This window comes from Bradyrhizobium sp. WSM1743 (assembly GCF_000473065.1).
Classification (GTDB): Bacteria; Pseudomonadota; Alphaproteobacteria; order Rhizobiales; family Xanthobacteraceae; genus Bradyrhizobium.
The window spans coordinates 1-21,062 of sequence record NZ_AXAZ01000039.1 but is presented as its reverse complement, the minus strand read 5'-3'; the positions used below and the strand labels follow the sequence as shown (position 1 = coordinate 21,062).

At 65.1% G+C, this 21,062-nt stretch carries 21 protein-coding genes and 1 tRNA gene; 7 read left to right on the top strand and 15 right to left on the bottom strand.

Annotated elements, in window-relative coordinates:
- Positions 1–131: 131 nt before the first annotated feature.
- The 3 genes from YU9_RS0122290 to YU9_RS0122280 all read right to left on the bottom strand — a co-directional run bounded on the left by YU9_RS0122290 (position 132) and on the right by YU9_RS0122280 (position 4,074).
- Positions 132–872, bottom strand: a complete 741-nt coding sequence (locus YU9_RS0122290; RefSeq protein ID WP_027574780.1) for a sulfate transporter family protein — start codon at positions 870–872, stop codon at positions 132–134.
- A gap of 159 nt (positions 873–1,031) precedes the next feature.
- Complete coding sequence (gene nikR / locus YU9_RS0122285; protein WP_027574779.1) at positions 1,032–1,478, bottom strand: nickel-responsive transcriptional regulator NikR; 447 nt, start codon at positions 1,476–1,478, stop codon at positions 1,032–1,034.
- Between the two features lie 139 nt (positions 1,479–1,617).
- Positions 1,618–4,074: a heavy metal translocating P-type ATPase gene (locus tag YU9_RS0122280; RefSeq protein ID WP_027574778.1), complete on the bottom strand. Its 2,457-nt coding sequence runs from the start codon at positions 4,072–4,074 to the stop codon at positions 1,618–1,620.
- 87 nt (positions 4,075–4,161) lie between these two features.
- On the opposite strand from YU9_RS0122280, the gene YU9_RS0122275 reads away from it, so the two are divergent.
- On the top strand, positions 4,162–4,437 hold the full coding sequence (locus YU9_RS0122275; protein ID WP_027574777.1) for a metal-sensitive transcriptional regulator: 276 nt from the start codon (positions 4,162–4,164) through the stop codon (positions 4,435–4,437).
- 273 nt (positions 4,438–4,710) lie between these two features.
- Here YU9_RS0122275 and YU9_RS0122270 read toward each other — a convergent pair whose 3' ends face one another.
- Positions 4,711–5,676 (bottom strand): YiiX/YebB-like N1pC/P60 family cysteine hydrolase, encoded by a 966-nt coding sequence (locus YU9_RS0122270; protein WP_027574776.1) that lies wholly within the window; start codon positions 5,674–5,676, stop codon positions 4,711–4,713.
- A gap of 191 nt (positions 5,677–5,867) precedes the next feature.
- Here YU9_RS0122270 and YU9_RS0122265 point away from each other — a divergent pair, with 191 nt between their 5' ends.
- Entirely contained in the window at positions 5,868–7,256 is a 1,389-nt protein-coding gene (locus YU9_RS0122265; protein ID WP_027574775.1) for an NAD(P)/FAD-dependent oxidoreductase, read from the top strand.
- 192 nt (positions 7,257–7,448) lie between these two features.
- On the opposite strand, the gene YU9_RS0122260 is transcribed toward YU9_RS0122265, so the two are convergent.
- From YU9_RS0122260 to rpmI, 6 genes are all read right to left on the bottom strand, one after another.
- Positions 7,449–8,219 carry a sulfite exporter TauE/SafE family protein gene (locus YU9_RS0122260; protein ID WP_027574774.1) on the bottom strand — a complete coding sequence of 257 codons (771 nt, stop codon included), beginning with the start codon at positions 8,217–8,219 and terminating at the stop codon, positions 7,449–7,451.
- Positions 8,216–10,624 (bottom strand): phenylalanine--tRNA ligase subunit beta, encoded by a 2,409-nt coding sequence (gene pheT, locus YU9_RS0122255; RefSeq protein ID WP_027574773.1) that lies wholly within the window; start codon positions 10,622–10,624, stop codon positions 8,216–8,218. Before pheT ends, YU9_RS0122260 begins: the two co-directional genes overlap by 4 nt.
- The gene (locus YU9_RS0122250; protein ID WP_027574772.1) at positions 10,621–11,067 is read right to left on the bottom strand and encodes an endonuclease domain-containing protein; all 447 of its coding nucleotides are present in this window, start codon (positions 11,065–11,067) and stop codon (positions 10,621–10,623) included. Before YU9_RS0122250 ends, pheT begins: the two co-directional genes overlap by 4 nt.
- A gap of 221 nt (positions 11,068–11,288) precedes the next feature.
- Entirely contained in the window at positions 11,289–12,371 is a 1,083-nt protein-coding gene (pheS, locus tag YU9_RS0122245; RefSeq protein ID WP_027574771.1) for a phenylalanine--tRNA ligase subunit alpha, read from the bottom strand.
- A 216-nt stretch (positions 12,372–12,587) separates the two neighbouring features.
- On the bottom strand, positions 12,588–12,947 hold the full coding sequence (gene rplT, locus YU9_RS0122240; protein WP_027550107.1) for a 50S ribosomal protein L20: 360 nt from the start codon (positions 12,945–12,947) through the stop codon (positions 12,588–12,590).
- An 80-nt stretch (positions 12,948–13,027) separates the two neighbouring features.
- A complete protein-coding gene (gene rpmI / locus YU9_RS0122235) occupies positions 13,028–13,228 on the bottom strand; it encodes a 50S ribosomal protein L35 (RefSeq protein WP_008539890.1) in 201 nt (66 codons plus the stop codon).
- A gap of 272 nt (positions 13,229–13,500) precedes the next feature.
- Here rpmI and YU9_RS0122230 point away from each other — a divergent pair, with 272 nt between their 5' ends.
- Entirely contained in the window at positions 13,501–13,905 is a 405-nt protein-coding gene (locus YU9_RS0122230; protein ID WP_027574770.1) for a hypothetical protein, read from the top strand.
- 247 nt (positions 13,906–14,152) lie between these two features.
- Here the strand turns inward: YU9_RS0122230 and infC are convergent, their stop codons facing one another.
- Complete coding sequence (gene infC / locus YU9_RS0122225) at positions 14,153–14,692, bottom strand: translation initiation factor IF-3 (protein ID WP_027574769.1); 540 nt, start codon at positions 14,690–14,692, stop codon at positions 14,153–14,155.
- 251 nt (positions 14,693–14,943) lie between these two features.
- On the opposite strand from infC, the gene YU9_RS0122220 reads away from it, so the two are divergent.
- Together YU9_RS0122220 and YU9_RS0122215 are read left to right on the top strand one after the other, a co-directional pair.
- Positions 14,944–15,732, top strand: coding sequence for a carboxylesterase (locus YU9_RS0122220; RefSeq protein ID WP_027574768.1), 789 nt, complete (start codon positions 14,944–14,946; stop codon positions 15,730–15,732).
- 148 nt (positions 15,733–15,880) lie between these two features.
- A complete protein-coding gene (locus YU9_RS0122215) occupies positions 15,881–16,348 on the top strand; it encodes a nuclear transport factor 2 family protein (RefSeq protein ID WP_027574767.1) in 468 nt (155 codons plus the stop codon).
- Positions 16,349–16,546: 198 nt separating this feature from the next.
- Here the strand turns inward: YU9_RS0122215 and queG are convergent, their stop codons facing one another.
- Together queG and YU9_RS0122205 are read right to left on the bottom strand one after the other, a co-directional pair.
- Complete coding sequence (queG, locus tag YU9_RS0122210) at positions 16,547–17,722, bottom strand: tRNA epoxyqueuosine(34) reductase QueG (protein WP_027574766.1); 1,176 nt, start codon at positions 17,720–17,722, stop codon at positions 16,547–16,549.
- Positions 17,671–18,363: a glutathione S-transferase family protein gene (locus YU9_RS0122205; RefSeq protein WP_027574765.1), complete on the bottom strand. Its 693-nt coding sequence runs from the start codon at positions 18,361–18,363 to the stop codon at positions 17,671–17,673. Before YU9_RS0122205 ends, queG begins: the two co-directional genes overlap by 52 nt.
- Before the next feature lie 170 nt (positions 18,364–18,533).
- Between YU9_RS0122205 and YU9_RS0122200 the strand changes: the two genes are divergently transcribed.
- Entirely contained in the window at positions 18,534–19,340 is an 807-nt protein-coding gene (locus YU9_RS0122200; protein ID WP_027574764.1) for an undecaprenyl-diphosphate phosphatase, read from the top strand.
- A gap of 130 nt (positions 19,341–19,470) precedes the next feature.
- Here the strand turns inward: YU9_RS0122200 and YU9_RS0122195 are convergent, their stop codons facing one another.
- The gene (locus YU9_RS0122195; RefSeq protein ID WP_027574763.1) at positions 19,471–20,436 is read right to left on the bottom strand and encodes a complex I NDUFA9 subunit family protein; all 966 of its coding nucleotides are present in this window, start codon (positions 20,434–20,436) and stop codon (positions 19,471–19,473) included.
- Positions 20,437–20,589: 153 nt separating this feature from the next.
- Between YU9_RS0122195 and YU9_RS0122190 the strand changes: the two genes are divergently transcribed.
- Positions 20,590–20,676, top strand: a tRNA-Leu gene (locus tag YU9_RS0122190).
- A 107-nt stretch (positions 20,677–20,783) separates the two neighbouring features.
- Here YU9_RS0122190 and YU9_RS0122185 read toward each other — a convergent pair.
- Positions 20,784–21,062 (bottom strand): IS630 family transposase (locus tag YU9_RS0122185; protein WP_027572662.1); only part of this gene is annotated, 279 nt, incomplete at its 5' end.

Here is a 21,062-nt window from a genome sequence, read left to right as displayed (position 1 = left end):
GGTCGGCGCGCAGCGCCGGGTGAGGGCTCTCTCCTCTAGGGGATTGTCCCGTTGCGGAGGCAATCCTCTCCCTGACCCTCTCCCGCAAGCGGGAGAGGGGGCGCACCTCCGCTGTGGCATGCAGTGAAGCGTCACCGCACCTGCCGGGCCGACTCGATCAGCTCGGGCCGCGGGCCTGACAGGCGCTTGTGCATGTGGACCATGAAGGCCATCCCGAAGATCGGCGTCGCCAGATTGACGATCGGGATCGAGACGAAGGCGGCGATGAACAGGCCGGCGGTGAAGATGGTCGCGGCATTGTCGCGCCGCATTGCCTTGGCTTCCTCCGGCGGTCGGAAGCGCATCGCGGCGAGCTCGAAATATTCGCGGCCCAGCAGCCAGGCGGCGGCAAGGAAGAAGATCAGGAAGCCGGCGCCGGCGAAGAACACCAGCGGCAGCGCGGCGAGGTAGACCAAAATCGTCAGCAGCGCGGTCTTGATGCCCTCGAGGATCGCTTGGCTGAACGGCAGCGCCACGCCCGGCCGCTCGGCGGGGTAATGCTCACGTTCGACGATGTCGGCAACGTCGTCGACAAACAGGCTCGCCACCAGCGAGGTGATCGCAGGCGTCAGGAAGATGCCGCCGAACACGACGCCGAGGCCCGCCGCGATCGAGACGATCCAGGAGAGAATTTCGAGCGATGAATGCCAGCCCGGCCCGAGCAGGCCCTCCAGCCACACCTCGCCAGAGGTCGCAAACCAGCTCAGCAGCCGCTGCAAACCGATCGCCAGCACGGTGATCAGCACCAGCGCCAACCCGATCGAGCGCCAGAGGATCGAGCGCATCGGCGGCGAGATCACTTGCGACAGCGCCTTGATGGCGGCATCCAGCATGGGGCACCCATTTAGATAGATACTTCGCGAGAGGTAGAGATGCAGGGCGATTTCGGCAAGGCTGACCTTCCTGCCTGCGGCTTAACGCGCGGCCGTGTCCCGGACGCGGCGCGCCGCTGAAGGAGCGCTGCGCCGCGTCCGGGGCACGAGAGCTACTGTCTAGCCATGCCGATGTCCGTGCTTCCGCCCCTTCACCTGCTTCCCTTCCCCGGTCGGGATCATCACCACGCGGCCGTAGCGCACGCCGCGTTCGGCGATGATGTGGTCGGCGAAATGCCTGACCTCGGAGGCGTTGCCGCGCAGCGCCGTCATCTCCATGCAATTGTTGTCGTCGAGATGGACATGCAGCGTCGCCAGCGCGAGGTCGTGGTGACCGTGGAATTCCTGCACCAGTCGTTTCGACAGATCGCGCGCGGCGTGGTCGTAGACATAGACGAGGCCGGCGACGCATTGACCGGTCTGCGCCGTGTCCTCGGTGCTCTGCTGCAGGCCGGCGCGCGCGAGGTCGCGAATGATCTCGGAGCGGTTCTGGTAGCCGCGCGCTTTCGCCGCTGCGTCGATCTCCGTCAGCAGATCGTCCTCGATCGTGATCGTAATTCGCTGCATCAGGTCCTCTCCGCGCGTCCTGCCCGATCCGTTGCTGCGTAGCCCGGATGGAGCGAAGCGCAATCCGGGCGGCGCGGCATGTTAGCAGAACCCGGATTTCGCTGCGCTGCATCCGGGCTACGATTTCAACTCGCTCGCCTCACAGCCGCGTCGCACGCAGCCGCAGCGCATTGCCGACCACGCTCACCGAGGACAGCGCCATCGCCGCTGCCGCGATGATCGGGGAGAGCAGCAAGCCGAACGCCGGATAGAGGATGCCGGCTGCGATCGGAATGCCGGCGGCATTGTAGATGAAGGCGAAGAACAGGTTCTGGCGGATGTTGCTCATGGTCGCCTGCGACAGCTTTCGCGCGCGCACGATGCCGACGAGGTCGCCCTTGAGCAGGGTGACGCCGGCGCTCTCCATCGCCACATCAGTGCCGGTGCCCATGGCGATGCCGACCTCGGCCGCCGCCAGCGCCGGCGCGTCGTTGACGCCGTCGCCGGCCATCGCGACGCTGCGGCCGGCCTTTTGCAGCTTCGTCACCACCGCGCTCTTCTGGTCCGGCAGCACCTCGGCCTCGACCTCGGCGATGCCGAGCCGGCGCGCGACGGCTTCGGCCGTCGTGCGGTTGTCGCCGCTCAGCATGATGACCTTGATGCCTTCGGCCGCGAGCGCCTTCAGCGCCTCAGGCGTCGAGGCCTTGACCGGATCGGCGATCGCAAACAGGCCAGCCAGCCGGCCGTCGACGGCCATGTTGATCACGGTGGCGCCGTCGCCGCGCAGCCGTTCGGCCTCGGTGTCGAGCGCCTTGGTCCCGATGCCGATCGACGTCAGGTATCTTGCATTGCCGAGCACGACGGTGTTGCCGTCGACCTTGCCGGTCGCGCCCTTGCCCGTCGGCGAATCGAATTGCTCGACCTGGCCAAGAGCGAGCTGCTTCTCCCTGGCCGCGCGTACGATGGCGTCAGCCAGGGGATGCTCGCTGGCGCGCTCGACGGTGGCCGCAAGCCGGAGGATGTCGTCTTCCGCAAAGCCGGACGCCGGCACGATCGCGACCACCTTGGGCTTGCCCTCGGTCAGCGTGCCTGTCTTGTCGACCACCAGCGTGTCGATCTTCTCCATCCGCTCCAGCGCCTCGGCGTTCTTGATCAGGACGCCGCCTTGCGCACCGCGGCCGACGCCGACCATGATCGACATCGGGGTCGCAAGGCCCAGCGCACAGGGGCAGGCGATGATCAGCACGCTGACGGCGGCGACCAGACCGAAGGCGAGCCGCGGCTCCGGTCCGAACCACGACCAGGCGGCAAAGGCGGCGAGGGCGACGACGATCACGGCCGGCACGAACCAGCCGGCGACCTGGTCGGCCAGGCGCTGGATCGGCGCGCGCGAGCGCTGCGCGTCCGCGACCATCTGCACGATCTGCGACAGCAGCGTCTCGCGCCCGACCTTGTCGGCGCGCATGATGAAGCTGCCGGACTGGTTGAGCGTGCCGGCGATGACCTTGGCGCCGGTCTCCTTGGTGACGGGCATGGATTCGCCGGTGACGAGCGATTCATCGAGCGATGAGCGTCCCTCGAGAATGATGCCATCGACCGGCACCTTCTCGCCGGGACGAACGCGCAAGCGCTCGCCGGCATGGAGCGTGTCGATCTCGACCTCGTGCTCGCTGCCATCGCTATCGACGCGGCGCGCGGTCTTGGGCGCAAGCTGCAACAGCGCCTTGATCGCGCCCGAGGTCGCGTCACGGGCGCGCAGCTCCAGCACCTGGCCGAGCAGCACCAGCACGGTGATGACGGCGGCGGCCTCGAAATAGACTGCGACCGCGCCCTCATGGCCGCGGAAGGTGGCGGGGAAAATCTGTGGTGTGACCGTGCCGAGGACGCTGTAGACATAGGCAACGCCCGTGCCCATCGCGATCAGCGTGAACATATTGAGATTGCGCGTCAGCAGTGATTGCCAGCCGCGAACGAAGAAGGGCCAGCCGGCCCACAGCACCACGGGCGTGGCGAAGACGAGCTGGATCCAGTTCGACAGCGTCGGATCGATCCAGTTGTGCGGGCCTGCGAGATGGCCGCCCATCTCCAGCACCACCGGCGGCAGCGACAGCACGCCGCCGATCCAGAACCGCCGCGTCATGTCGGCAAGCTCCGGATTGGGTCCGGTTTCCAGGCTTGCCACCTCCGGCTCCAGCGCCATGCCGCAGATCGGGCACGTGCCCGGGCCGACCTGACGGATTTCCGGGTGCATCGGACAGGTGTAGATCGTGCCCGCGGGCATCTCGGGCTCTGGCGCCTTCTCCTTCGCAAGATACTTGGCGGGATCGGCGGCGAACTTGGTGCGGCAGCCGGCCGAGCAGAAATGGAAGGTCTCGCCGTGATGCTCGAAGCGATGCTTCGAGGTCGCGGGATCGACCGTCATGCCGCAGACGGGGTCTGTGACCTGGGTCGCGGCATCACCGTGGCCGTGATGATGGGCATGGCCGGCATGATCGCCATGGCCGCCGCAGCACGAGGAGGTCGCGGGCTTCGCCGCGGGCGGTGCAGCCTTCGCGGAACAGCCGCATCCGGAATGCGTTTCCGCCTCGTGATGATGCCCGTGCTCGTTGTTGTTCATCGCCATGCTCCGGCCGTTGTGCCTGGTCTTGTGCTTGGGCTTGTACTTGGTCTTGCAACCTATACCCGGTAGGGGTATATAGGCCCCATGCGCAAGGACATCAAGACATCTGTCGGAAAACGTCTCGGCCGGATCGAGGGCCAGGTTCGTGGCCTGTCGAAAATGGTAGAAAAAGACCGCTACTGCATCGACATCGTCACACAGATTTCGGCGGTGCGTGCCGCGCTGCGCCGGGTTGAGGAAGAGATCCTGAAGGATCACGTCGCCCATTGCGTCGAGCACGCCATCGCGAGCGGTGACAAGGCCGACCAGCGCGAGAAGATCGCGGAGCTGATGGCGGTGATCGGACGGGCGGAGCGGTAGCTCTCTCCATCGTCATTGCGAGGAGCCCTTGCGACGAAGCAATCCAGGCTGCCACCGCGGTAACAGTCTGGATTGCTTGGCCGCGCTCGCAATGACGATTGTTGAGGCGAGGTCGCGCCACACTCACAGTTGTCGTCCCCGCCCAGTGCGCAATTGCGCACGGGGCGCGGGGACCCATAACCCCAGGGAGTGGTTGCTGTTCGGTATATCTACCGCGCGCACTCGATAGATTCCGTGATATGGATCCCTGCTTTCGCAGGGACGACATCGGGACTACGCCGCAATCTCGCGCCTGCGACCACGGCGCCGTGGGCGGTACATCACGAGTTTCTTCAGCAGCGGGAAATGCTCGACCATCTCCGCAGGCTCTGCACTCACTTCTTCAGCCGAAATCTCAGCCGGCGTCTCTTCGTCAATCGCCTCAGGAACGAGCGGCGGCGCACGGAGCGTTTCTGGAAACACACTGAACATGCCCGCTACCTCCTCGAGCGGCTTCTGCTTGTCGGCCCAGTGCAAGGCCGTGTAGTCGAACCCGTGCACGATGGTGGGTTTGACGACTTCGAAATAGGGCGAGATATCGAAGTCGCGGGGCATGTAGAGCGAGGAATCGCGGATGTGCAGGATCTCGCGGCGGGCGGCGCGGCTGCCGGCCTTGGTGATCTTCGGCAGGATCGGATAGCGCACGGCGTCGAAGGCCTGCGCGATCAGCGCCGAGCAGATGATCTTGGTCGGATCGCCCGAGCCGATCGCGATCATGCGCCGTCGCCAGCGCTGCGGTATCGGCAGGGGAAACAGGTAGCGCATGAGGTCGACGATGTTCTTGGTATCGTAGCCGAAGCCGATGCGGTTGATCGCATAGCGGCAGACCGTGGTGCGGTCCTCATGGGACAGCCCGACCGGGCGGCAGACGCGGGTGTGATAGGGGAAATATTTCGACAGCGGCGCGGAGGTGACGCCTTCGCCGATATTGGCTTCGATCAGCACATGCGGCTCGCCGTTGGGCTCTTCCGCACCCTCGATCGGGCCGACAAAGAGCGCGGCATGCGACCAGGTCGACTGCGTCAGATATTTGATGATGCCGGAGATGCGGTTGTTGCCCTCGACCAGCAACACGTCGCCGGGCTGGATGATGCCGCGCAGGTGCTCCGGGTCGCTCGGCGTGAACGGCTCGTAGCCCGGCACCTCCTTCGAGAGGTACGCGGCAATCAGCTTGCCGAATGAATCCAGGACCGTCCCCATGTCGAACTCCCCCCACGGCCTTTTCCGGCCGTCTTTTTCCCTCTCTATCATGGTCGAAACGTGTTGCAATTCGGTTCATCACTCTGTGAGATCAAGCACGGTTGATTCACCATGACGGTTGCTGTGCAACATCAGATGCGGCAAGGTTCGCGGGCTGTTCCCGTTCGCCGCAAGTCTCCGGAAACCATGACATGACAATCACGCGCCGCGGTTTCCTTTCGGCGACGGCGGCCCTTGCGGCGATGCCGGTCCTGCGCGCATCCGCCGCGTCCCTCCCGCGCGAGGCCGACATCGTCGTGATCGGTGCGGGGGCTGCGGGAATTGCCGCGGCGCGGCGCATCATGGCGACGGGCCGCAGGGTCATTGTGGTGGAAGCGGCATCGCAAGTCGGCGGCCGCTGCATCACGGATAGCACGACCTTCGACACGCCGTTCGACCGCGGCGCGCGCTGGATGCACAATCCCGATACCAACCCGATGATCCGGCTGGCGCGCAGCGTCGGGCTGGACGTGCTGCCGGCGCCATCGGGCCAGAAGATGCGCATCGGCCGCCGCAATGCGCGTGCAGGCGAGACCGAGCAGTTCCTGGCCGCGCTGGTGCGCGCCAACCGCGCCATCGACGAGGCCGCACGCGGCAAGCTCGATACCTCCTGCGCGTCCGTGCTGCCGAAGGATCTCGGCGACTGGGCCGGTGCGGCCGAGTTCATGCTGGGCGCGAGCTTCGCCGGCAAGGACCTGAAGGAGCTGTCCGCGATCGACAAGGGCCGCGCGCAGGACCGCAACGCGGCGATCGCCTGCCGCCAGGGCCTCGGCACGCTGATCACCAAGCTCGCCGAGCAGACGCCGGTGGCGCTGTCGACGCCGGCGAGCCGCATCGCCTGGAGCAACCGCGACGTCAGCGTGGAGACGCAAGCCGGCAAGATCGCCGCGCGCGCCGCCATCGTCACGGTCTCGACCAATGTGCTGACATCGGGCGCGATCAAGTTCGCGCCCGACATGCCTAAGCGGACATGGGACGCGGCATCGAAGCTCAGCCTCGGCAGCTATGATCGCATCGTGCTGCAACTGCCGGGCAATCCGCTCGGCCTGTCGCGCGACGACATCCTGATCGAGCAGAGCAATTCGACGCGCACGGCACTCATGTACGCCAATATCAGCGGCTCCTCGCTGTGCTCGATCGATGTCGGCGGCTCGTTCGGCCGCGAGCTCACCGAGCAGGGCGAGAAGGCCATGGTCGCCTTTGCCAAGGAGTGGATCACAAAATTGTTCGGCAGCGAGGCCGCAGGCACCGTGCAAAAGACCAGCGCGACGCGCTGGAATGCTTCGCCCTATGTCATGGGCGCGATGTCGGCAGCTTCGCCCGGCGGCCAGCTCTCGCGAAAAACCTTGGCCGAGCCGATCGGCAGCATGTTCCTCGCCGGCGAAGCCACGCACGAGACGCTGTGGGGCACCGTCGACGGCGCCTGGGAAAGCGGCGAGCGTGCTGCGGATGCAGCCTTGCGCAAGATCGGCGCGCTGAAGGACGAGCCCGCCGACGTGCCGACGCAATCGACGAAGAAGCGGCGGACGCCACGGCAGTAAGGGCAACCAAGCGGCAACAATCTCCGCCGTCGTCCCGGACAAGCGCGCCCTAAGGCGCGCGCAGATCCGGGACCCATACCCACAGGATGGAGTTTGACGCGAGCTGGCAATTGTCCGCCTTCGCCAAAACCGCCTCCTGTGGTTATGGTCCCGGGTTGCGCTGACGCTTGTCCGGGAAGACAGCTGAGACTGTCAGCGCAACACGCCATCCAGCACCGGCAGCCCGGCGATCACCGCCATCGCGATCAGCGCATAGCAGATGCCGCGAAACACCTTTTCGCTCGCGCGGCCGAACAGCGACGCACCAAAGGCGACGCCGAGCGCATAGACCGGGCCGACGATCAGCGACAGCACCAGCGATTCGCCGCTGATCAGGCCGGTCGTCGCATAGCTGACCATCGAGAAGAAATCCGACGCGCCGAAGAACAGCACGATGTTGGCGCGCGCGACGATCGGGGCGATCGGACGGCCGAGCCAGTAGCCGACGATCGGCGGCCCGCCGGTTTGCGCGAGGCCGCTGCAGAAGCCGGAGAGGCCGCCGATGCCGACCGAGAGCCAGGCGTGGTCCTTGCCGCGATAGCGCCAGCCCGACAGCAGCAGAAGCAGCAGCGCAGCGACGAAACAGGAGATGATCCAGCGCGTGGTGACGGGCTCGAGCACGCTGAGAAAGTATGTGCCGGCGGGCACGCCGATCAGTGCGCCCAGCACGATCACCGCGGTGGCCTTGCGGTCGGCCTTCCGCCATGCGTCGGGCAGCAGCGGCGCCGCTGCGACGAAATCGATCACGAGCAGCAGGGCCGCAACGAGTTGCGGCGCCGCGATGCTGCTTGCCAGCGGCATGAAGATCAGCGCCGAGCCGAAGCCGGAGAAGCCGCGGGCAGTGCCCGAAACGAAAGCGACGGCGCAGAGCGCCATCGCAATGGAGAGGCTGACGTCCTTCGGGAGAAAGTCGGCGAGACTCATCCCCGCAAGGTGCCGCCGGTCTTCTTCGTCACCTCTGCGACGATCTTCGCGGCCACGGCCTCGATCTCCAGGTCGGTCAGGGTCTTCTCGCGCGGCTGGAGCGTCACCGCGATCGCGATCGACTTCTTGCCGTCGTCGATGCCCTTGCCCTCGTAGACGTCGAAAACGTTGACGCCGGTGATCAGCTTCTTGTCGACGCCTTGCGCGGCACGGACGATGTCACCGGCCTTCACGCTGCGGTCGACGATGAAAGCAAAATCGCGCGTAACAGGCTGGAAGGCCGAGAGCTCGATCAGCGGCTTGGCGCGGGTCGGCCTCTTCTTCGCCTCCGGGATGCGATCGAGGATCACCTCGAACACCATCAGCGGGCCGTCGGCGCCGAGCGCCTCGAGCGCGCGCGGATGCACTTCGCCGAAATGGCCGAGCACGTTCTGCGGCCCGATCTGGATCGTGCCGGAGCGCCCCGGATGCAGCCAGCCGGGACCGCCGGAAACGATTTGCAGCGCCTGCATCGGCGCGCCGGCCGCGGCGAGCACCGCGAGCGCATCGGCCTTGGCGTCGAACACGTCAGCCTGCGCCGAACCGGACCAATGCCGGCCGAGTCCCTCGGACGAGGCAAGGCCGCGACGCACGCCGCTCGCCGCCATGAACTGATCCTGCGGGCGATCGCCCTTGAACACCTGGCCGACCTCGAACAGCGCGACATCGCCAAAGCCGCGATCGGCATTGGCCTGCGCGGCCGCGATCAGGCCCGCGAGCAGGGTCGGGCGCATGTCGGAGAGATCGGAGGCGATCGGGTTGGCCACTTCGAGCTCGCGCTGGCCGCCACCGAACAATTTTGCCGCAGGCTTGGCGATGAACGACCACGTCACGGCCTCGACCATGCCGCGGCTCGCCAGCGCGCGCCGGGCGCGGCGGGTGCGCAGCTGCAGCGGCGTCAACACGGGTTTGCGCGCGTCCTCGCCGCGTTCGAACGGCGTCTCCGGCACCTTGTCGACGCCGAAGATGCGCACGATTTCCTCGACGATGTCGGCCTTGCCGTGCACGTCGGTGCGCCAGGACGGCACCGCGACTTTCACGACCGGGCCGGGGCCCGCCATCATGAAGCCGAGATGGGTCAGGATGCGCTTCATCTCTGCTTGCGGCACCTCGATGCCGGAGAGCCGCTTGACCTCGGTGACAGGAAAATCGATCACGCGGTCGTCGCCGAAGGCCTTGCCGACCACGACGGTCTCGGACGGCGCGCCGCCGCACATCTCCATCACCAGCTTGGTCGCGAGCTCCAGCCCCGGCACCATGAAGGCCGGATCGACACCGCGCTCGAAGCGGTAGCGCGCATCGGAATTGATGCCGAGCTTGCGGCCGGTCTGGGCGATGTTGATCTCGTTCCACAGCGCCGATTCGATCAGCACGTCGGTCGTGTTCTCGTCGCAGCCCGAGGCTTCGCCGCCCATGATGCCGGCGAGCGATTCGACGCCGTGCTCGTCCGCGATCACGCAAATGGCGGGATCGAGATTGTAGGTGCGGCCGTCGAGCGCGAGCAGGCTCTCGCCCTCGTGCGCGCGGCGCACGACGAGATTGCCCTTCACCTTCTTCGCATCGAACACGTGCAGCGGCCGCGCGCGGTCGAAGGTCATGAAGTTGGTGATGTCGACCAGCGCGTTGATCGGGCGCAGCCCAATCGCGGTCAGCCGCTTCTGTAGCCACTCCGGCGACGATCCGTTCTTGACGCCGCGCACGAGGCGGAGCGCGAAGCCCGGACAGAGTGTGGCGTCCTCGACCGCGACCTTCACGGGACACGGGAATTCGCCCTTGACCGGCTTGATGGTGGGGTCCTTGAACTTGCCCATGTCGGCGGCGGCGAGATCGCGCGCGATGCCGTGCACGCCCGTGCAGTCCTGCCGGTTCGGCGTCAAATTGATCTCGACCACGGGATCGCCGAGGCCGGCCCATTCGGCGTAAGCAGCGCCGATCGGTGCGTCCGCCGGCAACTCCATGATGCCGTCATGGTCGTTGGAGATCTGCAGTTCGGCTGCCGAGCACAGCATGCCGCGGCTCTCGACGCCGCGGATGGTGCCGACGCCGAGCGTGATGTCCTTGCCGGGAATGTAGGTGCCGGGGGCTGAGAACACGCTGACGAGTCCAGCGCGCGCATTTGGCGCGCCGCACACGACCTGCACCGGCGCACCACCGTCGCCGGTGTCGACCATGCAGACGCGCAAGCGGTCCGCGTTCGGATGCTGCTCGGCCGAGATCACCTTCGCAATGGTGAACGGCTTCAGCGCCTTCGCCTTGTCCTCGATGTTCTCGACCTCGAGCCCGATCATGGTGAGCTTGTCGGCGAGCTTGTCCAGCGGCTCGTCGGTCTCGAGATGATCCTTCAGCCAGGAGAGGGTGAATTTCATGGCTGTTTTTTCTCCACGGAGACGGTCTGCTCCCTCTCCCGCTTGCGGGGGAGGGCTGGGGTGGGGGCTCTCTCCGCGACGGTGGTCGCGATTGTTTCGAGAACGCCGCTACGATTGGTCATGACGTCGAGGTTGCTGAAGCGGAGCACCTTGAAACCCTTCGCTTCGATCGCGGCAGAGCGACGCGCATCGGCACGTTCGCCTTCATCCGAGAAGTGTTGGCCGCCATCAAGCTCGATGACGAGCTTGGCCGCGTGGCAGACGAAGTCAGCAACGTAGTGATCGATGGGCACTTGGCGGCGAAAGCTCGCGCCGTTCAAACGACCGGCGCGCAGCTCTGACCAGAGGATACGCTCCGCATCAGTCGAGTTGCGCCTGAGCACGCGCGCATTGGCGCGCAGCTTGGGCGATATTTTCCAGTCCGGATGCTTGGGATCGACCATTGGCAGCCCCATCGTGGAGAAACCCTCTCCCCAACCCTCCCCCGCAAGCGGGGGAGGGGGTTCGACCTGTCGGGCGGACCGAGAATACGTATCCATGGGACAGTCGCCTCGCGCGCGCTCTATCCATTCCCTCCCCCGCTTGCGGGGGAGTGTCAGGGAGAGGGTTGTCTCCGCAACGGGAACGGAGAGAGACGTCGCAGTCTCACATTCGAGACCGAGCCTCACGTGCTCAGCCCTCCCGCCAGCGTCGGCACCTCCAGCGGCTTGAAGCCGTAGTGCGACAGCCAGCGGACGTCGCTGTCGAACAGCTGGCGCAGGTCGGCGATGCCGTATTTCAGCATGGCGATGCGGTCGATGCCCATGCCCCAGGCGAAGCCCTGATACTCGTCGGGATCGATGCCGCAGGCGCGCAGCACGTTCGGATGCACCATGCCGCAGCCGAGGATCTCCAGCCAGTCCTCGCCCTCGCCGAAGCGGATCTCGCCCTTGTCGCGGCGGCACTGGATGTCGACTTCCAGCGACGGCTCGGTGAACGGGAAGAACGACGGGCGGAAGCGCATGTTGATGTGGTCGACCTCGAAGAACGCCTTGCAGAACTCGTGCAGGATCCATTTGAGGTGGCCGAGATGCGAGCTCTTGTCGATGACGAGGCCCTCGACCTGGTGGAATTGCGGCGTGTGGGTCGCGTCCGAATCGATGCGATAGGTGCGGCCCGGGCAGATCACGCGGATCGGCGGCTTCTGGCTCAGCATGGTGCGCACCTGCACCGGCGAGGTGTGGGTTCTGAGCAGCATGCGCGAGCCGTCCTGCTTCGGATGGAAGAAGAACGTGTCGTGCATCTCGCGCGCCGGATGGCCTTCCGGGAAATTCAGTTTTGTGAAGTTATAATCGTCGGTCTCGATGTCAGGGCCTTCGGCCACCGAGAATCCCATGTCGGCGAAGATGGTGGTCAGCTCGTCCCAGACCTGGCTCAGCGGATGGATGCGGCCGGCCTCAGCCGCCGTATCGCGCAGCGGCAGGGTGACGTCGACGGTCTCGGAGGCGAGCCGGGCATCGAGCGCCGCCGACTTCAGCACGTCGCGTCGCGCAGCAAGCGCCTGGCCGACCTCGTCCTTGGCCTGGTTGATCGCGGCGCCCTGCGTCTTGCGCTCGTCCGGCGACATCTTGCCGAGCGTGGCGAGGCGCGCCGAGATCGAGCCCTTCTTGCCGAGGGCTGCAACACGCACGGCTTCCAACGCAGCCTCGTCGGAGGCGGCGGCGATATCGGCGATGATCTGGGCTTGGAGCTGGGCAAGATCGGTCATGGCAATCCCTTTTGGCCAGGATGCTGAGCCGATGATCCTAGCCTGTCATGCCCGGCCCAAAAGCGCGAAGCGCGTCTTCGCGTTAGATGCGCCGGGCATCCACGTCGGAGAAGTGTGTTTGCGCGACAGGTGGCGGCCTGGGTAGTAAAGCGCGAGAGGCGCCCCTGCCCGGGCCATCACAAGCTGAACGCTGCGCAAGTCGCGCAGTGGGGCAGCTTACGCCGCCAGCGCGGCCTTGGCCTTCTCGGCGATCGCCTGGAACGCGGCGGGCTCGCGGATCGCGAGATCCGACAGCACCTTGCGGTCCACGGTGATGCCCGACTTGGCAAGGCCGTCGATAAATCGGCTGTAGGTCAGGCCGAACGGACGGACGGCAGCGTTGAGGCGCTGGATCCAGAGCGCGCGGAAGGTGCGCTTGCGACGCTTGCGGTCGCGGAAGGCGTATTGCTGGGCCTTCTCCACGGCCGGCTTGGCGGCGCGGATGGTGTTCTTGCGGCGGCCGTAGAAACCCTTGGCGGCCTTGTAGACTTTCTTGTGCTTGGCGTGGGCGGTCACACCGCGTTTGACGCGAGACATGACGAAATCCTTCAGAGATGACTTTGGTTAGCGGATTGCCGCGGGATGCGCGGCACAGATGGCAGTGATCGTGGACGCGATCAGGCGTTCGGCAAGAAGTACTTCTTGACGTTGTCGCCGTCGGTCTTGAACAGCACGCGGGTGCCGCGGAGCTGACGGATCTGTTTTTTCGTCCGCTTGATCATGCCGTGACGCTTGCCGCGCTGGGCGTGCATCACTTTGCCGGTGGCAGTCACCTTGAAGCGCTTTTTAGCGCCCGATTTGGTCTTCAGCTTGGGCATTTGGCTCTCCTAATGGCCATAGAGATCCGCCCGCGAAGGCGGCTGGCCGTCAAAAATGCTCGTTAGAGCGTTGATTGTGCTCAGGTTTTGCGAACAAACGCGAAACCCGCACGACACACCGCCACGGCAGCCCTTAATCAGCCGGGCGATGAAGGCTGGGCTTATGACAGAGGACAAGCCAATTGGCAACGATGAACCGCCGAAACCTGCCCGCCGACTATTGGAGGTTGCCACCCTCATGTCCAAGCCTTGTCGCCTGAAGCAGGACCAAAATGGCCCATTTCCCGCAATTTCTTTCTTCGCTGACCAATTTCGCCCGCCCGCGCCATCTGGCGCTGCTCACCGTGCTCGCCACGGCTGCGCTGCCACAGGCCGCCGACGCCCGCGCCGGCGGCTATGACGGCATCTGGAACGTCACCTTCGCCACCACCCGCGGCAATTGCAGCTCGGGCTACAGCGTTCCCTTCACCGTAACAGGCAGCCGCGTCTCGTCCGCGGGCGGCGGCCGGGTCTCCGGCCGGGTCAACCGCTCCGGTGCCGTCGCCGTCCAGGTCTCGGTCGGCGCCTCCCACGCCAGCGGCGGCGGCCGGCTCGCCGGCGTGAACGGCGTCGGCTCTTGGAAGGGCATCATCTCCGGCGACCAGTGCAGCGGCACCTGGCAGGCGATAAGGACGTAATTCGAGCGAGCCATCTCCACGATGGCAGTGCGCTCCCTCCCCCGCTTGCGGGGGAGGGTTGGGGAGAGGGTGTCGCCGCAAGCGAGAACCCCCGAGAGGAGATAGCCCTCTCCCGGCGCTTCGCGCCACCCTCTCCCGCAAGCGGGCGAGGGTGCAGCGGAGCTCGCGGCTTGCACCTCCACCAAAACAAAACGGCCCGCCGGAGATCCGGACGGGCCGTTGAACTATTAGTCCTAATGAGCCGGGGTCAGCGCGGCGCCAGCACCATCACCACCTGGCGACCTTCGAACCGCGCGTCCTGCTCGACCTTGGCGAGCTCGGCGACGTCGGTCTTGATCTTGTCCAAAAGCTTGGTGCCGATCTCCTGGTGCGCCATTTCGCGGCCGCGATAGCGCAGCGTGATCTTGACCTTGTCGCCCTCTTCGAAGAACCGCTGCATCGCGCGCATCTTCACGTCGTAATCGTGATCGTCGATCATCGGGCGGAGCTTGATCTCCTTGATCTCGACGGTCTTCTGCCGCTTACGGGCTTCCGCGGCTTTCTTCTGCGCGGAATACTTGTACTTCCCGTAGTCCATGATCTTGCAGACGGGAGGGCTGGTATTCGGCGAAATCTCGACCAGATCCATGCCGACTTCCTGAGCCATCCGGATGGCGACGACGGTCTCGACCGTGCCTTTGTTCTCACCGGTTTGGTCGATCAGCTGGATCTGCGCATTGCGGATATCATCATTGATGCGTGGCCCGTCTTTGCTGGCAGCGGGCGGAGCTTTATTAGGACGGCGAATGGGTGGTTCTCCAAAGTTGTGAAGGAAGCGGCCATTTTGAAGGAAGATGCGTTTGCCGGCAAGCAAGTCGCTCGTGCGAAACGCGAAAAACCCTCAAATGCGAGGCATTTTGGTCACGCCCGACGGCACGGTGCTCGACATAGACACCTTGCTTCTGTTCCGCAAGCGTCCCAAAGGGACAATGCCGATATCAGGCGTGCTTTCGGAATAAGCCCGGACAGCTCAAACCGCACAGCCAGAGTAAACGTTCCATGACCGATGCAATTTCTGATGCCGTGCTCGAGTTCATCGAATTGGGCGAAGGCGCATCCGCGCGCCGGATCGCGGTGCGCCACCGCGCCGGCAAGGGTCCCGGCCTCGTCTGGCTCGGTGGCTTCAAATCGGACATGCAGGGCGGCAAGGCCGTGGCGCTGGACGCCTGGGCCAGAGACAACGGCCGCGCGGTGGTCCGGTTCGACTATTCCGGCCACGGCGAATCCAGCGGCGATTTCGCCGACGGAACCATCGGAAGCTGGCTTGAGGACAGCGTCGCCGTGTTCGAGCGGTTCTGCGATGGCCCGCAAGTCCTGATCGGCTCCTCCATGGGCGGCTGGATGGCGCTGCTGCTCGCGCGCGAGATCAAGAAGCGGAGCAGCAAGGGGTCGCTGGCCGGACTCGTGCTGATCGCGCCGGCGCCCGACTTCACCGAGGAACTGATGTGGAAGAATTTCTCGCCCGCGGTGAAGGAGGAGATCGAGACCAAAGGCTTCTGGCTGCGGCCATCGGAATATGGCGACGGCTCGCCCTATCCGATCACGCGGAAGCTGATCGAGGAGGGACGCAATCATCTCGTGCTCGGCAGCGCCATCGATCTCGGCTGCCCTGTCCGCATCCTGCAGGGCGCGCAGGATCCCGACGTGCCTTGGCAGCACGCATTTGCGCTGACCCACCGCCTGCCGGCCGACGACGTCGTCCTGACCATGATCCAGGACGGCGACCACCGCCTGTCGCGTCCGCAAGACATCGCGCGCATTCTTGCCGCGGTCGCGGAGATCGGGTGAAATCCTCACCCAGCACTCGGTGTCATCGTCCGCGAAGGCGGACGATCCAGTATTCCAGAGACGGCCGTGCTTGAGCTGTGAAGCCGCGGCGTACTGGATGCCCCGGTCTAGCCGGGGCATGACGGAGAACGGGGAAGGAGCAACGCCAATGACCACCACCGCCATGCTGCGCGCCTTCTGCGACGCCGTCGAGCAGCGCAACGGCCGTGCCTTCGCCGAGCTGTTCACCGAGGACGGTATTTATCACGACGTGTTCTACGGTGCCTTCGCAGGCCGCGAGAAGCTCGCCGCGATGATCGACGACTGGTTCTACCGCACGGCGACCGATTTCCGCTGGGACATGCACGATCCCGTGTCTGACGGCGCCACGCTCTATGCACGCTACACCTTCAGCTACAAATCGACCCTGCCGGAAGCGAACGGCGCGCGGGCGATGTTCGAGGGCGTGGCGATCATGACGCTGAAGGGCGGCAAGATCGCGAGCTATCACGAGGTCGCCAACACCGCGCCGGCGTTCGTCGACCTGAAGTTCGCGCCGGAACGTATCGCGAAGATCGTCGCCAGGCAGGGCGCCGAGCTGAAGGCGCGGCCGGAGATGCAGCGGCATCTGGCGTAGCTCTCGCCACCTTGTCTTTCCGGGGCGATGCGAAGCATCGAATCCGGAATCTCGAGATTCCGGGTTCATCGCTGCGCGATGCCCGGAATGACAACGAACGCTACTACGGCACCACCACTACGCCCAGACAGCTGTGGTTTGATCGATAGGCCGCAGCGTACTGGATGCCCCGGTCAAGCCGGGGCATGACGCCGCGAGTTAGGAGGCGGCGCGCCACTCCTCACGAACACTCTCGTCGTGCTCGCGCGCGATGGCACTCGTCCTCATTGCCTCGAACTCTTCCCGTGACATCAGCTGCCCCAGCGCCCACACCGCCGCCCCACGCACCAGTGCGCTCTCGTCATTCAGCAATCGCCGCGCCTCTTCCGCCAGCGCCACCTCGCCCGAGTTACCGATCGCAATCAGCACATTGCGCAAGAACCGGTCGCGGCCGATGCGCTTGACCGGGGACTTCGTGAACAGCGCGCGGAACGCGGCGTCGTCGAGTCGTGCGAGCTCCGCAAGAGCAGGCGCGCGTAATTCGTCACGCGCGGCGAGCTTTGCCTCGCGTCCCTCTTGCGCAAACTTGTTCCAGGGGCACGCGGCAAGGCAATCATCGCAGCCATAGATGCGGTTGCCGATGCTCTTGCGGAACTCGTGCGGGATCGGCCCCTTGTTCTCGATGGTGAGATACGAGATGCAGCGCCGCGCATCGAGCTTGTAGGGCGCGGGGAACGCTGCGGTCGGACAGATGTCGAGACATGCCCGGCACGAGCCGCAATGGTCGATTTCGGCAGCGTCGCGCGGCAGATCGAGCGTGGTGTAGATCGCGCCGAGGAACAGCCACGAGCCGAACTCGCGCGAGACCAGATTGGTGTGCTTGCCCTGCCAGCCCAGATGCGCGGCCTGCGCCAGCGGCTTTTCCATCACGGCCGCGGTGTCGACGAACACTTTCACAGCCGACGGCGCGGTTGCAACCAGCCAGCGCGCCAGCGCCTTCAGCCGCTTCTTGATGAGGTCGTGATAGTCGTCGCCCTGCGCATAGACCGAGATCGCCGCACGGGTGCGCTCTTTCAGGATCGCGAGCGGATCGGAGTCGGGGCCGTAATTGACGCCGAGCATGATCACGCTGCGCACGTCGCGCCACAACCCGCGCGGATCGACCCTGCGCTCCGGCTGCGCCGCGAGCCAATCCATGTCGCCATATCCGCCGGAGGCGATGAACTCGAGGAAGTGCTTTCCGGCGCTCTCGATCGTGCCGGGTGCGGTGATGCCGATGCAATCGAAGCCGAGTGCGCGCGCTTCGCGCGCAAGCGCCGCCTTCAGTTTAGTCGGATCGGAGCTCAGAAATCCAGGTCCACATAGGTCCGCGACGCCGGCACGCCCGCCAGCCATTCGCTCAGCAGCGGACGGAACGACGGGCGGGACTTCACCCGCGCGTACCACGCCTTTGCTGCGTCGTCCTCGCTCCATGGCACGTCGCCCAGATAGTCGATCGCCGAGAGATGCGCCGCGGCGGCGAGATCCGCGTAAGTGAGCCGGTCGCCGGCGAGGAAATTGCGCGTCTGCGCCAGCCAGCCGATATAGGCCAGATGATAGCGCACATTGGCTTTCGCTGCGCGCATCACGTCGGCCGAAGGGGGGCCGCCGCCGTTCTCCTCGCTCATGAAACGCTTGTAAATGCGTTCGGTGACGAGGGGATGCGAGACCTCCTCGAAGAATTTTTCGTTGAACCAGGCCATCAGCCGGCGCACCTCGATGCGCTCGGCAAGCGTCTCCGGCATCAGGCGCTTCACGCCCATCCCGCCGCCATAGGCCTCGTCGAGATATTCAGCGATGATGGCCGCGCCCGGGATCGGCGGCTGCTCGTCGTCCACCATGACAGGCGTCGTGCCCGCCGCATTGAGCAGCAGAAACGCCTCGCGCCGCTCCCAGCTGCGCTCCTCGACCAGCTTCAGGTCGAGCCCGTATTCGCCCGCGATCAGGCGGATGAAGCGCGAATGCGGACAGAACGGATGATGAAACAGCGTAAACATGAAGCCTTTGACTATTTGATGGTGCTTAAGAATCCATCAATGTTTGTGCGGCGCCACACTAGTCCCTCAAAACCGCGAAGCAAGGGCGTGATTTCGCATTTTGCGATTGCGGCATGGAGGGGAATAGGCGAGAAGAGCCCCCGCTTTTCCAGCCGAAATGGACCGTAAATATGTCAGATGCAATACGGGCAGTGATCCTCGGCATCATCGAGGGTGTGACCGAGTTCCTTCCCGTATCCTCGACCGGCCACCTCTTGCTCGCGGAGCGCTTCTTTCATCTCGGCGAAGGCGCGTTCTGGGATTCGTTTACGGTTCTGATCCAGCTCGGCGCGATCCTCGCGATCGTCGGGCTGTATTTCAGGAAGTTGTGGGACGTCGTGATCGGCCTGTTCACGGGCGATGCCTATGCGCGCCGCTTCGTGATCGGCGTGCTGGTGGCGTTCCTGCCGGCCGTGATCGTCGGCCTCGTTGCCGGCAAGTACATCAAGAGCCTGCTGTTCAATCCCTGGGTCGTCTGCTTCACGCTGATCGTCGGCGGTGCCATCCTGCTCTGGGTCGACAAGCTCAATCTCAAGCCGCGCGAGCACGACGCCACCAAGTTTCCGCTGCTGATGTATCTCTATATCGGCATCGCGCAGTGCGTGGCGATGATCCCGGGCGTGTCGCGCTCCGGCGCCAGCATCGTCGCTGCGATGCTTCTGGGGGCTGACAAGCGCGCGGCGGCGGAGTTCTCGTTCTTCCTTGCCATCCCCACCATGATCGGTGCGTTCGCCTACGATTTCTACAAGAACCGTGCCGAGATGACGATGGACCACATGAACATCGTTGCGATCGGCTTCGTGGTCTCGTTCATCACCGCGGTCATCGTGGTGAAGACGTTTTTGACCTACGTCACCCGCCACGGCTTCGTGCTGTTCGCCTGGTGGCGCGTCATCGTCGGCACGCTCGGCCTGATCGCGCTGGCGCTGGGACAGTAAGCTCCAGCCGGGCGACGCCACTGATCTTCGATACGAAGCTGAGATTTGCGCTGTAACCGCGGTGCCGGTGCGCTCCCTCCCCCGCTTGCAAGCGGGAGAGGTGAGAGGGGCCGCGGGTGAAGGAAGACCCTCACACGCTCATGCGCTGGAACTGGCCGGCCGCGCGGAAGCGCCAGAGATATTGCGGGGCGATCGCTTCCAGCGAATCGGGCGTGATGCCGAGGCCTTCCAGCGTCAGGCCGGCGGCCTTCGCCGACTCCGACACGACATTGTCGCGCTCGAGCAGCGTGACCTGGTCCGGCGTTAGCTTGAACGCGCCCGGCGCGAATTGCAGGAAGTTGGCCTGGAAGCGGGCGAGGCCGAACGGCAGCGGGATCAGCATCCGTTGCCGGTCGGTGATGTCGAGGATGGTCTGGATGATCTCGCGCATCGTCAGCACCTCCGGCCCGCCGAGTTCGTAGGTCGCGCCCACCTTGGCCTTGCCGTCGGCAGCATCTGCGATCGCGGTGGCGACGTCGCCGACATAGACCGGCTGCATCCGGGTACTCCCGCCGATCAGCGGCAGCACCGGCGACATCCGGGCCAGCGCGGCAAAGCGGTTGGTGAACTGGTCCTCGGGGCCGAACATCACGGAGGGGCGGAAGATCGTGGCGGAGGGAACCGCCGCCAGGACCGCGGCTTCGCCGGCCGCCTTGGCCCTGGCGTAGCGCGAGGGCGATTCGGAGTCGGCTCCGATCGCGGAGACATGCACCAGCTGGGCGCCGGCGGCGGCCGCCGCCTTGGCGACGGTCTCGGCGCCCTTGGCCTGGACGGCATCAAAAGTCTGCTGACCGCCCTCGGTGAGCACGCCGACGAGGTTGATCACGACATGCGAATCACGCAGCGCCGCCTCGACCGAGGCCGGATAGCGCAGATTCGCCTGCACGGTGTGGACCTGCCCGACCCGGCCGAGCGGCTGCAGATATCCGGCGAGTTCCGGCCGCCGCACGGCGACCCGGACCCGGTAATCCCGCTTGCACAGCGCGCGGACGACGCTGCGGCCCAAAAACCCCGATCCGCCGAAAACCGTGACGAGCGTGTCCAGATTCGATGCCATGGGGGTCCATATCCTGCGGAAAAGAGTGCGTCTTGTCAGGTTTTTATCGGGCCGGTTTGCGATGCGCAATCGGCATCCCGAAACGGGCCTCAAGCATGAATTGACAACGGCGTCACCGAACCGTAGTAACCGCCTCCGTGCCCCAAACGGCATGCCCAGGTGGTGGAATTGGTAGACGCGCTGGCTTCAGGTGCCAGTGGCTTAACGGCCGTGAAGGTTCGAGTCCTTTCCTGGGCACCATCCCCGACCCAAGTGGTCGAAATAGCTCAAATTGTAGGGAATTGAGCCGCTGACCGGTGCACAACCGGGACACAGCCCGTATGAACTATCGCATGGCCTAGAGCGTTTCACATTTTGACGGAAGCATAACCGGCGTTGGCGAAGTAGTTGGCGCATTCGCGAGGCTGGATGTCCTGGATGAGGTGACCGATGTGGCGCCAAGTGTCCTCGATGGTGCGCTTCTGAGCTTGCCGCATCCAGTGTTTGATCTTGGAGAATGCCTGTTCGATCGGGTTGAGGTCGGGCGAGTATGGCGGCAGGTACCACAGCCTGGCGCCAGCAGCCTGGATCATTTGCCTGACAGTTTTCGACTTGTGGCTTCCAAGATTATCGAGAATGACGATGTC

Excerpts from the sequence above, each read along its gene's own strand:
- YU9_RS0122265 (WP_027574775.1), top strand. The coding sequence starts at position 5,868 with ATGACAATCACGCGCCGCGGTTTCCTTTCGGCGACGGCGGCCCTTGCG.
- YU9_RS0122215 (WP_027574767.1), top strand. The coding sequence starts at position 15,881 with ATGACCACCACCGCCATGCTGCGCGCCTTCTGCGACGCCGTCGAGCAG.
- nikR (WP_027574779.1), bottom strand. The coding sequence starts at position 1,478 with ATGCAGCGAATTACGATCACGATCGAGGACGATCTGCTGACGGAGATC.
- rpmI (WP_008539890.1), bottom strand. The coding sequence starts at position 13,228 with ATGCCCAAGCTGAAGACCAAATCGGGCGCTAAAAAGCGCTTCAAGGTG.
- YU9_RS0122260 (WP_027574774.1), bottom strand. The coding sequence starts at position 8,219 with ATGAGTCTCGCCGACTTTCTCCCGAAGGACGTCAGCCTCTCCATTGCG.
- YU9_RS0122230 (WP_027574770.1), top strand. The coding sequence starts at position 13,501 with ATGGCCCATTTCCCGCAATTTCTTTCTTCGCTGACCAATTTCGCCCGC.
- YU9_RS0122270 (WP_027574776.1), bottom strand. The coding sequence starts at position 5,676 with ATGGGGACGGTCCTGGATTCATTCGGCAAGCTGATTGCCGCGTACCTC.
- YU9_RS0122280 (WP_027574778.1), bottom strand. The coding sequence starts at position 4,074 with ATGAACAACAACGAGCACGGGCATCATCACGAGGCGGAAACGCATTCC.
- pheS (WP_027574771.1), bottom strand. The coding sequence starts at position 12,371 with ATGACCGATCTTGCCCAGCTCCAAGCCCAGATCATCGCCGATATCGCC.
- YU9_RS0122275 (WP_027574777.1), top strand. The coding sequence starts at position 4,162 with ATGCGCAAGGACATCAAGACATCTGTCGGAAAACGTCTCGGCCGGATC.
- YU9_RS0122200 (WP_027574764.1), top strand. The coding sequence starts at position 18,534 with ATGTCAGATGCAATACGGGCAGTGATCCTCGGCATCATCGAGGGTGTG.
- YU9_RS0122220 (WP_027574768.1), top strand. The coding sequence starts at position 14,944 with ATGACCGATGCAATTTCTGATGCCGTGCTCGAGTTCATCGAATTGGGC.
- YU9_RS0122195 (WP_027574763.1), bottom strand. The coding sequence starts at position 20,436 with ATGGCATCGAATCTGGACACGCTCGTCACGGTTTTCGGCGGATCGGGG.
- queG (WP_027574766.1), bottom strand. The coding sequence starts at position 17,722 with ATGGCTGGCGGGCGTGCCGGCGTCGCGGACCTATGTGGACCTGGATTT.
- YU9_RS0122290 (WP_027574780.1), bottom strand. The coding sequence starts at position 872 with ATGCTGGATGCCGCCATCAAGGCGCTGTCGCAAGTGATCTCGCCGCCG.
- YU9_RS0122250 (WP_027574772.1), bottom strand. The coding sequence starts at position 11,067 with ATGGTCGATCCCAAGCATCCGGACTGGAAAATATCGCCCAAGCTGCGC.
- rplT (WP_027550107.1), bottom strand. The coding sequence starts at position 12,947 with ATGTCTCGCGTCAAACGCGGTGTGACCGCCCACGCCAAGCACAAGAAA.
- pheT (WP_027574773.1), bottom strand. The coding sequence starts at position 10,624 with ATGAAATTCACCCTCTCCTGGCTGAAGGATCATCTCGAGACCGACGAG.
- YU9_RS0122205 (WP_027574765.1), bottom strand. The coding sequence starts at position 18,363 with ATGTTTACGCTGTTTCATCATCCGTTCTGTCCGCATTCGCGCTTCATC.